This is a genomic window from Amycolatopsis sp. 3B14 (assembly GCF_050958625.1).
Classification (GTDB): domain Bacteria; phylum Actinomycetota; class Actinomycetes; order Mycobacteriales; family Pseudonocardiaceae; genus Amycolatopsis_E; species Amycolatopsis_E thermoflava.
This window is the reverse complement of the sequence record NZ_JBHZEN010000001.1, coordinates 1-10,713: the sequence shown is the minus strand read 5'-3', so window position 1 is coordinate 10,713 and position 10,713 is coordinate 1. Positions and strand designations below refer to the sequence as shown.

Annotated in this window: 9 protein-coding genes; 4 read left to right on the top strand and 5 right to left on the bottom strand. The window is 70.9% G+C overall.

Annotated features, from left to right (window positions below):
- Nucleotide 1: 1 nt before the first annotated feature.
- The 3 genes from ACCP09_RS00045 to entS are packed head-to-tail and all read right to left on the bottom strand — an operon-like array spanning nucleotide 2 to nucleotide 2,302.
- Nucleotides 2–208, bottom strand: coding sequence for an MbtH family protein (locus tag ACCP09_RS00045; protein ID WP_191245338.1), 207 nt, complete (start codon nucleotides 206–208; stop codon nucleotides 2–4).
- 52 nt (nucleotides 209–260) lie between these two features.
- Nucleotides 261–1,064: an alpha/beta fold hydrolase gene (locus tag ACCP09_RS00040; RefSeq protein WP_027932666.1), complete on the bottom strand. Its 804-nt coding sequence runs from the start codon at nucleotides 1,062–1,064 to the stop codon at nucleotides 261–263.
- On the bottom strand, nucleotides 1,037–2,302 hold the full coding sequence (gene entS, locus ACCP09_RS00035) for an enterobactin transporter EntS (RefSeq protein ID WP_378365956.1): 1,266 nt from the start codon (nucleotides 2,300–2,302) through the stop codon (nucleotides 1,037–1,039). The genes ACCP09_RS00040 and entS overlap by 28 nt, the downstream gene beginning before the upstream one ends.
- A 64-nt stretch (nucleotides 2,303–2,366) precedes the next feature.
- Between entS and ACCP09_RS00030 the strand changes: the two genes are divergently transcribed.
- The 3 genes from ACCP09_RS00030 (at nucleotide 2,367) to ACCP09_RS00020 (ending at nucleotide 6,871) form a co-directional block, all read left to right on the top strand.
- Complete coding sequence (locus tag ACCP09_RS00030; RefSeq protein ID WP_378335400.1) at nucleotides 2,367–3,962, top strand: (2,3-dihydroxybenzoyl)adenylate synthase; 1,596 nt, start codon at nucleotides 2,367–2,369, stop codon at nucleotides 3,960–3,962.
- A gap of 550 nt (nucleotides 3,963–4,512) precedes the next feature.
- Complete coding sequence (locus ACCP09_RS00025; RefSeq protein WP_433742359.1) at nucleotides 4,513–5,568, top strand: FecCD family ABC transporter permease; 1,056 nt, start codon at nucleotides 4,513–4,515, stop codon at nucleotides 5,566–5,568.
- Nucleotides 5,569–5,842: 274 nt separating this feature from the next.
- Nucleotides 5,843–6,871 carry a FecCD family ABC transporter permease gene (locus tag ACCP09_RS00020; protein WP_433742357.1) on the top strand — a complete coding sequence of 343 codons (1,029 nt, stop codon included), beginning with the start codon at nucleotides 5,843–5,845 and terminating at the stop codon, nucleotides 6,869–6,871.
- A gap of 43 nt (nucleotides 6,872–6,914) precedes the next feature.
- On the opposite strand, the gene ACCP09_RS00015 is transcribed toward ACCP09_RS00020, so the two are convergent.
- Together ACCP09_RS00015 and ACCP09_RS00010 are read right to left on the bottom strand one after the other, a co-directional pair.
- Nucleotides 6,915–8,225, bottom strand: coding sequence for a salicylate synthase (locus tag ACCP09_RS00015; protein ID WP_431900891.1), 1,311 nt, complete (start codon nucleotides 8,223–8,225; stop codon nucleotides 6,915–6,917).
- Nucleotides 8,222–9,541, bottom strand: coding sequence for a lysine N(6)-hydroxylase/L-ornithine N(5)-oxygenase family protein (locus ACCP09_RS00010; protein WP_433742354.1), 1,320 nt, complete (start codon nucleotides 9,539–9,541; stop codon nucleotides 8,222–8,224). The genes ACCP09_RS00015 and ACCP09_RS00010 overlap by 4 nt, the downstream gene beginning before the upstream one ends.
- A 106-nt stretch (nucleotides 9,542–9,647) precedes the next feature.
- Here ACCP09_RS00010 and ACCP09_RS00005 point away from each other — a divergent pair, with 106 nt between their 5' ends.
- Complete coding sequence (locus tag ACCP09_RS00005; RefSeq protein WP_433742352.1) at nucleotides 9,648–10,586, top strand: methionyl-tRNA formyltransferase; 939 nt, start codon at nucleotides 9,648–9,650, stop codon at nucleotides 10,584–10,586.
- Nucleotides 10,587–10,713 lie beyond the last annotated feature (127 nt).

The window sequence follows — 10,713 nt, the reverse complement described above, 5'->3', positions numbered from 1 at the left end:
CTCAGGACTCGCTCTCGACCAGGCTGCGCGGTCGCATGTCGGTCCAGTTGGCCTCGATGTGGTCCAGGCACGCCTGGCGGCTGTCCTCCCCGAACACGATCCGCCAGCCCGCGGGCACCTCGGCGAAGGTGGGCCACAGCGAGTACTGGCCCTCGTCGTTGACCAGCGCGTAGAAGCGCCCGTTGTCGTCGTCGAAGGGGTTCGTCACCACAAGCCTCCAGTGCCGTAGGTCAACTGAGGCTTACCTTAGTAAGGCGATGCTAAGAGTGTCCAGCGGCGAAAAAGGTGACAAGAGCGTCGTTGACCACGTCCGGGCGCTCCAGATATCCGTAGTGCCCGGCGTCCGCGATTTCCAAGTACCGCGCGGACGGGATCGCGTCGGCGACCTCGCGCGCGAGGTACGCGGGCAAGCGGAGGTCGTCGGCGAACCCGATGACAAGGCAGGGGACGTCGATCGCGCGGTAGGCGTCCAGGCGGCTCTCGGTGATGTCGAGGTCGAGCTGCGCGCGCAGGCCGGGCGTCCACAGGGTCGGCGACATCTCGAAGATGTCGAGCCAGTCCGCGACCGCCGCGTCGTCGTTCAGCGTGCGGGGTGAGAGATTCTGCACTGCGCGCGTGACGGCCTCGTACTTCGCGGGCAGCGCGATCTCGCTGTCCCGCAACTCCTTCTCCGCCGCGCCCATCGCCGCGCGCATCGCGTCCGGGCGGCCGCGGGTGGCCATCAGCACGGCCTGGCTGACCAGTTCGGGGCGCGCGAGCATCAGCTCGGTGACCACCTGCGCGCCCATCGACGTGCCGACCAGGCGGCACGGGCCGAGGCCGAGGTGCTCGATCAGGCCCGCGGTGTCGGCGACCAGGTCGTCGATCGTGAAACCCGGCTCGGCAGGCGAGATTCCGCGATTGTCGAAGGTGATCGCGCGGTAGCCGGCGTCGACGAGCGCGGGCACCTGGTGCAGGTGCCACACCCGGCCGTTCGCCGCGGTGCCCATCACCAGCACCACCGGATCGCCCGAGCCGAGGTCGTCGTAGTTGATCTTTATGCCGTTGACGTCGGCGAGTGGCATGGTTCTCCTTGCAGGCTGGCCCGGCGCAGTCCGGGCATGGTCACCGCGACCAGGCAAACGCCGAGCACGCACACGATGCCGCCGGCGACGATCCCGCCCGCCGGGCCGAGCAGCCGCGCGGCCAGACCCGCTTCGGCGTTGCCGACGGCCGGGCCCGTCGTGGCCTGCGCGAGCCACAGGCTGCTGACCCGGCCCTGCAGGTGGTCGGGCGTGTGGTGCTGCAACAACGCGCGGCGCAGGATCTCCGAGGTCGTGTCGCCGATGCCCGCGATCGCCAGGAACAGCAACCCCAGCCACAGCTCGCCGGACAGGCCGAACGCCGTGACCCCCAAGCCCCACAACAGGACCGACCCGATGAGCGCGCGGCCACTGTGCCGGATCCGGCCGGTCCAGCCGCTGACCAGCGCGCCGACGAACGCGCCGACGGCGGGTGCGGTGTAGAGCAGGCCGACCGCGGACGGGCCGCCGCCGAAGACCTCCGTGCCCATCTGCGGGAAGAGCGCGTACGGCATCGCGAAGAGCATCGCCCACAGGTCGATCACGAGCAGCCCGCGCACCACCGCGTTGTGCCGCAGGAAGCGGAAACCCTCGGCGATCGCGTGGAACGGGTGCTGGTGGTCCTCGTCCGGCTTGCCCGCCCGCAGCTCGGGCAGCCGCCACATGAGCAGGACCGCGGCGACGTAGCCGAGCGCGTCGATCGCGAAGCACGCGGCGACGCCGGGCCCGGCCGCGATCACCCCGGCGACCGTCGGGCCGACCATCGCGCCGAACTGGCTGGTCACGGTGATCAGGGCGCCGGCCGCGGTCAGGTGCTCCGGTTTGACCAGCGACGGGATCGCCGCCATCAACGCCGATCCGCCCAGGCCGTTGATCGCGCCGGCGAGGATCGCGGCGACGTAGACGAACCACAGCATCGGGTGCGGGATCGCGGCGTTGACCGCGAGCCCGCCGAGCACGACCGCGACAACCGCCCGCGTGGTGAGGATCAGGCGGCGCCGGTCGACCCGGTCGGCCATCACCCCGCCCGCGAGCAACCCGCCCAGCAACGCGATGCCGAACACCAGACTGACCAGTCCGACCTGGACCGACGACCCGGTCACCTGGTAGACGTGCAGGTTGATGGCGACGTTGGTGAGCGCCGTCGTCAGCACGGTGAGTGTCTGCGCGGCGAAGACGAGCCGGTACGCGGATGCGCTCCGTAGCGGCGTGACGTCGATGACCATTTCCCCGAGCCGCACGAGCACCTTCCCTTCGTAACGTCGGCTAGCCTAACCTAAGTTCGCGCGATCGAGGGAGCTGACGATGTTGCACGGCTGTGTGCCCTGGCCCGAGGAACTGGCGGCGAAGTACCGCGCCGAAGGCTATTGGACCGGACAGTCGCTCGACGTCCTGCTGACCGAGGGCGCCGCGGCGCACGGAGATCGAGTAGCACTCGTGGCCGCCGATGGCGCGCGCTGGACCTACGCCGAACTCGACGCGTGGGCCTCGCGCCTGGCGGCCGGGCTGGTGTCGGCGGGCCTGCGGCCAGGTGAGCGCGTCGTCGTGCAACTGCCAAACGTGCCCGAGTTCGTGGCTCTGTTCTTCGCTTTCCTGCGCGCCGGGGTGCTGCCGGTGCTGGCGCTGCCCGCGCACCGGGAGAGCGAGATCGTGCCGCTGTGCGAGCTGAGCGAAGCGGTCGCGTACGTGGTCGCAGACACCGACGACGCCGGATACGACTACCGCGAGCTGGCGCGGACGGTGCAGAAGGCGGTGCCGTCGGTGCGGCAGGTTTTCGTCGTCGGCGAGCACGCGGAGTTCCGGCCGCTGCCGACCGCGTCGCCGGTGCCGTTGCCGGAGCCGGATTCCGCTGACGTGGCGTTGTTCCTGCTCTCCGGCGGCACGACCGGCACGCCCAAGCTGATCCCGCGGACGCACCAGGACTACCTCTACAACGCGCGGGCGAGCGCCGAGGTGTCCGGGTTCTCCGCGGACACGCGGTACCTGGTGGCGTTGCCGGCCGCGCACAACTTCGCGCTGGCTTCGCCGGGGCTGCTCGGCGCGATGGCCGCCGGTGGCACGGTGGTGCTGGCGCCGGATCCCAGTGCGGACACGGCGTTCGAGCTGATCGAGCGGGAGCGGGTCACGGTGGCCGCGGTGGTTCCGCCGGTCGCGCTGCTGTGGATGGACGCGACCGAGTTCATGGACGAGGACCTGTCCAGCCTGCAATTGCTCCAAGTGGGTGGCGCGAAGTTCAACGCGGAGCCCGCTTCCCGGGTGCGCTCGACGCTCGGCTGCGATCTCCAGCAGGTGTTCGGGATGGCCGAGGGACTGCTGAACTTCACCCGGCTGGACGATCCGGACGAGCTGAAGATCACCACGCAGGGCCGCCCGCTGTGCCCGGCGGACGAGGTGCTCGTGGTCGACGAGGAAGGCGACCCGGTGGCGCCCGGCGAAAGCGGCGAGCTGCTCACCCGCGGGCCGTACACGCTGCGGGGCTACTACCGGGCGGAGCAGCACAACGCGCGCTCGTTCACGCCCGACGGGTTCTACCGCAGCGGGGACGTGGTGCGGGCGCTGCCGTCCGGTCACCTGGTCGTCGAAGGGCGGATCAAGGACCAGATCAACCGGGGCGGCGAGAAGATCCCGGCCGAGGAGCTGGAGAACCACCTGCTGGCGCACCCGGCCGTGCACGACGCCGCGGTGGTCGGGATGCCGGACGAGGTGATGGGCGAGCGGACGTGCGCGTTCCTGGTGGTACGCGGGGAGGCGCCGACGCTGCGGGAGGTGACGGCGTTCCTGCGGGAGCGCGGCGTCGCGGCGTACAAGCTGCCCGACCGGCTGGAGGTGCTGGACAGCTTCCCGCTGACGAAGGTCGGGAAGGTGTCGAAGGTCGCGCTCGCCAAGCGGATCGCCGGGTGAGCGCTGGCGATCGCGGTGCCGACACCGGCCCACACCACATGACCACCGGCAGCCACGCCGCCCACGCGCACCCACACGCGGCCACCGCCGGCCCCGGCGCCGGCGCCGGGGCTGGCCCACGCCGCGTAACCACCGGCATTCGCGGTGCCGACGGCCGCCCGCGCCCGGTCAGCACCCGCAGCCACCGTGCCAACGCCCACCCACACCGGACCAGCACCCGCAACCACCGGGCCGACGCCCACCCACACCGGGCGAGCACCCGCAGCCACGCCACCAACACCCACCCACACCGCGCCAGCACCCGCAGCCACGCCACCAACACCCACCCACACCGCGCCAGCACCCGCAGCCACGGCACCCACGCCCACCCACACCGGGCGAGCACCCGCAGCCACGCCGCCGGCCCACGCCCGGTGAGCACCGGCAATCACGACAACCGCGCCAACACCGGCTCCCGCTGCGTCAGCACCAACAACCGCGGCGCCGGCCCACGCCCCGTGACCACCGGCCACCCCAAGCACACTGCCCGCCCCGCACCTGGAGAACACCCGTGAGCACCGGTGGATCCACCCGAGCCGCCTCCCGGACCAGCGCCGGTCAAGCGCCTGCGCCGCGCTCGGCGGCGCCGTCCAGGGCGGCCGGCCTCGTCGTCGCGCTGGTGGTCCTCGTGGCCATCGCGTCGCTGAGCATCGCGGTCGGCGCGCGGTCCATTCCACTCGGGACGGTCGTCGACGCGTTGTTCCACCGCGACGGCTCGGATTCGTCCTATGTGGTCTGGTCGATCCGCGTGCCGCGGACGCTGATCGGCATCGCGGTCGGCGCTTCGCTGGGCGTGGCCGGCGCGTTGATGCAGGCGCTGACCCGCAACCCCCTCGCCGACCCGGGCCTGCTGGGCATCAACGCGGGCGCGGCGACGGCGGCCGCGTTGTCGGTCGGGGTGCTCGGGGTGACCGATCTGCGGGCGTTCGTGTGGTTCGCGTTCCTGGGCGCTGCCATCGCGGGTTTCGTGCTGTACGTGATCGCCGGCCGGGGCGGCTCGTCGCCGGTGCGGCTCGCGCTGGCGGGGACGGCCGTGTCGGCCGCGCTGACCGGCCTGACCCAGGCGATGACCCTGCTCGACACCCAGACGCTGGACCAGATGCGGTTCTGGACGGTGGGTTCGCTGGAGCGCGCCGACGGCGGCACCCTGGTGCGGGTGTTGCCGTTCCTGGTGGCCGGGGTGCTGCTCGCGTTGTTCCTGGCGCGCCCCCTGAACGCGCTCGCCCTCGGCGACGAGGCGGGCAAGTCGCTGGGCGCCCACCTCGGCCGGACGCGCGGACTGACGCTCCTGGCGGTCACGTTGCTGGCCGGTGCCGCGACGGCCGCCGTGGGGCCGCTGGTGTTCGTCGGGCTCGCGGTGCCGCACATGGTCCGCGCGATCACCGGGCCGGACCAGCGGTGGGTGCTGCCCTACTGCGCCCTGCTGGCCCCGGCGCTGCTGTTGCTGGCCGACGTGCTGGGACGGGTGATCGCCAAGGAGGAGATCGACGTCGGGGTGGTGACCGCCCTGCTCGGGGCGCCGCTGTTCATCGCACTGGTGCGCCGCACGAAGGCGGCCCGCTCATGACCAGGCCCCGCACCCGCACACGACTGGCCCACCCGCACGCCACCGCGCGCACGAGCCGCCCACTCACGCGCACACGAACAACCCACCCGCACACCGCCCCACACACCAGCCGCCCAACCACGACCCCACCAACTGCCCACCCGCACGCCACCGCGCGCACGAGCCGCCCACTCACGCGCACACGAACAACCCACCCGCACACCGCCCCACACACGAGCAGCCCAACCACACGCACACCAACTGCCCACCCGCACCACCAGGAGGTGGCTCCCTCATGACCCACCTCCCCACCGCCCCCCGCGCAGCCACTCGCCTCACCGCCCGCGCCGCGAACCGCCGGAGTTTCCTCGTCTGCGTCGGGCTCGCGGTCGCGATCCTCGGCTTCGGGGTGCTCGCCCTGGGCACCGGGTCGATTTCCGTCGCGCCGCTCGACGTCGTCCGGACCCTGCTCGGCAACGGCAGCCGCATCACGAACTTCGCCGTGCTCGATCTCCGGCTGCCCCGGGTGCTCATCGCGCTGGCCGTCGGCGCCGCGCTCGGCATGAGCGGCGCGGTGTTCCAGAGCCTGTCCCGCAACCCGCTCGGCAGCCCGGACATCATCGGCTTCAACTACGGCGCCACCACCGGCGGCCTGCTGGTCATCCTGCTCTTCGGCGGCGGCACCCTGGCCGTCTCCGGCGGCGCGCTCGCCGGCGGGCTGGTCACCGCCATCGCCGTGTACGTCCTCGCCTGGCAGCGCGGCGTCCGCGGCTCCCGGCTGGTCCTGGTCGGCATCGGCATCAGCGCGATCCTCCAGGCGATCAACTTCTACCTGATCGTCAATGCCCAGATCGCCGATGTCGCCCGCGCCACGGTCTGGCTCACCGGCAGCCTCAACAACCTCGGCTGGCCCCAGTTCTGGCCGCTGGTGATCGCCCTGGTCGTGTTGATCCCGCTGCTCCTCGCGGGCGCCCGCCGCCTCGACATGCTCGAGATGGGCGACGACGCCGCGGCCGCGCTCGGCGTGCGGGTCGAGCCCAGCCGCGTGTACCTGCTGATCGTCGGCACCGCCGCGTGCGCCATCGCGACCGCCGCCGCCGGCCCGATCGCCTTCGTGTCCCTCACCGCGCCCCAGCTGGCGAAACGGCTCACCCGGGCCGCCGGCGCAGGCATCCTCCCGGCCGCGTGGATGGGCGCGTTGCTGGTGCTGGTCGCGGACTTCGCCGCCCAGCGCGTCGCCGGCGCGTCGACGCTCCCGGTCGGCGTGGCGACCGCCGCGCTCGGTGGCGCCTACCTCGGCTGGCTCCTCTGGCGCCGCCGCTGAACGCGCAACGGCCCCGGGCGCCGCCCGGGGCCGATACCGAACTTCAGGCGCGCACCACGAACGGCGCCACCGAACCCAGCTTCTCGCACGTCTCCTCGAACTCGCGTTCCGGCGTCGAGTCCGCGACGATCCCCGCGCCCGCGCGCAGCCACGCCTGCGAGCCCTCCTGGTACACCGCCCGCAGCACGAGCGCCGCGTCCAGGGAACCGTCTTGGGAAAGCGCTATCACCGAGCCGCTGTACAACCCGCGCGGGTCGTCCATCCGGGAGATCGCGTCGAGCGACTCGCGCTTGGGGATCCCGGACGCCGTCACGGCCGGGAACACCGCCTCCAGCGCGTCCCACGCCGACCGGCCGTCCGCGAGGTCCCCGTTCACCAGCGAAGCCAGGTGCTGCACGCTGCCCCGCTCCTTGATGCCCATGAAATCCCCGACCCGCACCGATTCCGGCACGCACACCCGCCGCATCTCCTCCTGCGCGGTCCGCACCGACACGGCGTGCTCGAACACCTCCTTGGGGTCCGATTCGAGCTCGGCCCGCGCGGCCGCGTCCGCCTCGCTGCCCCGCCCGAACGCACGCGTCCCGGCCAGCGGCTGCGTCGTGACCCGCCCGCTCCCGTCGACCGAGACGACGATCTCCGGGCTGAACCCGGCAGCCTCGGCGCCGTTCAACCGCAACAGGAACGACCGGGCCGGGGTGTTGCCGCGCCGCCCCAGTTCGTAGGTCGCGACCAGGTCCGCCGGGAACGGGATCCGCACGACCCGCGACAGGATCACCTTCTGGTACTGCCCCTGCCGGATCTCCTTGACCGCCTGGGCGACCCGCTCGCGGTAGCTCTCGCCGCCCGCCCGGATGTCCACCTCGGCGGCGCGCGGCGAGTCGGCCTCGATGGACGCGTCGAGGATCTCCCGCACCCGTGCCCGCTCGCCCGCGTCCACCCCGCGGATGCGGACCGTCTGCCCGTCCAGCCGCACCTCGGTGCGCGGCACGATCACCCGCACCACCTCACCGGGCGGCGGCACGGCGCCGCGCAGCCCGAGCCCCGGCACCAGCCCGGCGAACGAGAAGTGCACACGACCGTAGGCGTTCCAGCCCTCCACCGGCAGTTCCGCGAGCGCCGACCGCATCGCCTCGCCCGGCGACCCGGTCCACGCACGATCGGTCACCTCGTCGCCGTACGAGATGCGCACTCGCTCGGCGTCGAGCGACACCGTCGCGAGCGCACCGCCGGCGAACGTCCACACGCCGTCGCGTTCGTAGACGACGTAGTCGTCGAACCCGGCGCGCGCCAGTCTGGTCACAAGGTTCAGTGGCTCAGCCACCGAGCCGGTTTCCTCGACGTCGTACTCGGTCACGCCCACTCCTCGGCTTTCACACCACTGACCGCGTACTCGGCAGGCCAGTCCAACGACGGTTCCCTGCGGTCGAGGATCGAGCGCAGGATTTCGCCGACCCGCACCGCGGTGTTCGAGAGCAGGGAGGAGGTGATGCCGTGCGAGTGCTCGGTCCCGCCCTGCAGGTAGAGCCCGGCCTTCACGTCCGGGGTGACGAGCCGGTAGTCGCGCTCGATCCGCAGGCGGCCCTGCTCGTCGCGGCGGCACTTCGCGGCCAGCTCGCCGAGCAGCGACGTCGGATCGGCCGGACGGTATCCGGTGGAGTAGACGACGAGGTCCGCGTCCAGCACGGTCTTCTCGCCGGTGGTCAGGGATTCGATCGCCATCCGGACGCCGGATTCGGTTTCGGTGACGTCGATCGGGCGGCACGCGTTGAAGATCCGCAGCCGCTGCACGCCCTGCACCTTCTCGCGGTAGACGCGGCGGTACAGGTCGTCGATGAGGTCGAGGTCCACGGCCGAGTAGTTCGTGTTGCCGTGGTAGTCCATCAGGCGGCGCTTCACGTCCTCCGGCGCGGTATAGAACGCGTCGACCGCTTCCGGGTCGAAGATCCGGTTCGCGAACGAGCTGTCGTCCGAGGGGCTGTAGCCGTAGCGGGCGAACACCGAGCACACCTCGGCGCGCGGGAACTTGTCGTGCAGGAACGCGGTGACCTCCGCGGCGCTCTGCCCGGCGCCGACGACGATGCACCGTTCGGGGTCGGACACCTTGTCGATGCGGTGCAGCAGCTGGTGGTTGTGCCAGATCCGGTCACTGACCGTGACACCCTCGGGGAGGTTGGGCCGCAGGCCGGTGCCGAACACGACGTTGCGGGCGCGCAGCACCTGACCGTCCGTGGTCCGCACGTCGAACAGCGATTCCGCGCCCGGAACCGGCGTGATCCCGGCGACCTCGCGGTCGTAGGTTACGAGGTCGTCGACCTTCGCCGCCGACCACTCCAGGTAGTCGTGGAACTCGATGCGCAGCGGGAAGAGGTTCTTGTGGTTGATGAAATCGACGAGGCGCCCCTGGCTGTGCAGGTAGGACAGGAAGCTGAACTCGCTGGCCGGGTTGCGCATGGTGACGAGGTCCTTGAGGAACGACACCTGCATCGTGGCGTTGTCCAGCAACATCCCCCGGTGCCAGCCGAACCGCGGCTGACGCTCGAGGAAGTGCGCGGTGACCGCCTCCCCGCCGCCGGCGTTGTGCTCGGTGACGGCGATCGCCAGTGCGAGATTCGAAGGGCCGAAGCCGACCCCGACCAGGTCGTAGACCGGAACTTCCTGCGGTTCTGGCATGCCCGTCCTATCCGTAGATGTACAACCGAGGCAACCCTAACCTAAGTTAGGGGAGGCTTAACTACTACATTCGGGCGTGATGTTGATCCCGGAACGAGGAGGACCGATGCGGGTCGCGATGTTCGGCTACCAGACGTGGGGGCACCGCACGCTGCGTGCACTGCTGGACGCCGGTCACGAGGTGGTGCTCGTCGTGACGCACCCGAAGAGCGACCACGCATACGAAAAGATCTGGTCCGACTCGGTCGCGGATCTCGCCAGGGACAACGGTGTTCCGGTGATCGAACGCAACCGCCCCGACGACGATGTGACGGCCGCGCTCAAGCAGGCGGCCCCGGAAATCATCGTCGCGAACAACTGGCGCACCTGGTTGCCGCCGGAGATCTTCAACCTGCCGCCCCGGGGAACCCTCAACGTGCACGATTCGCTGTTGCCCGCCTACGCCGGTTTCTCGCCGTTGATCTGGGCGCTGATCAACGGGGAGAAGGAGGTGGGCGTAACCGCGCACATGATGAACGACGAGCTCGACGCGGGCGACATCATCCTGCAACGATCCGTCGAGGTCGGTCCACGTGACACGGTGACGGACCTGTTCCACCGCACGGTCGACCTCATCGAACCGGTGGTGTCGGAGGCCCTGGCGAAGCTCGAATCAGGGGATTACGAGCCGGTTCCCCAGGACCGCTCGAAGGCCAGCTTCTTCCACAAGCGGTCCATCGAGGACAGTCGAATCGACTGGACCTGGCCCGCCGAAGACATCGACCGCCTGGTCCGCGCCCAGTCCGACCCGTACCCGAACGCCTTCACCACCCACAAGGGACAGACCATCCGGATCACCAAGGCGTCCGTCTCGAAGGGACGGTACGGCGGCACACCCGGCCGGATCTTCATCCCCGAAGGCGACGGAGTGGTGATCGTCGCCGGCGCCGACGCCCGGTTCGGCAAGAACCACGGCCTGGTCATCGAACAGGTCCGCCTCGAAGACGGCACGGAACTGGCGGCCACCGACTACTTCACAAAGATGGGCGGCTACCTAGGCCGCTGAAAGCGCACTTGATCTCCGAACACAAAGGTAGCTGGGTGGTCATCCCGTCGCCTGACACGCAACGATCACCTTGAGCCAGGGCCGCAACCTCCGTGCTCGCGTGAGATGACATGCCAACCTTGCGGCC

What these genes read in the sequence shown, in the direction of transcription:
- ACCP09_RS00040 (WP_027932666.1), bottom strand. Translation starts at nt 1,064, where the DNA reads ATGCCACTCGCCGACGTCAACGGCATAAAGATCAACTACGACGACCTC.
- ACCP09_RS00030 (WP_378335400.1), top strand. Translation starts at nt 2,367, where the DNA reads ATGTTGCACGGCTGTGTGCCCTGGCCCGAGGAACTGGCGGCGAAGTAC.
- ACCP09_RS00020 (WP_433742357.1), top strand. Translation starts at nt 5,843, where the DNA reads ATGACCCACCTCCCCACCGCCCCCCGCGCAGCCACTCGCCTCACCGCC.
- ACCP09_RS00010 (WP_433742354.1), bottom strand. Translation starts at nt 9,541, where the DNA reads ATGCCAGAACCGCAGGAAGTTCCGGTCTACGACCTGGTCGGGGTCGGC.
- ACCP09_RS00005 (WP_433742352.1), top strand. Translation starts at nt 9,648, where the DNA reads ATGCGGGTCGCGATGTTCGGCTACCAGACGTGGGGGCACCGCACGCTG.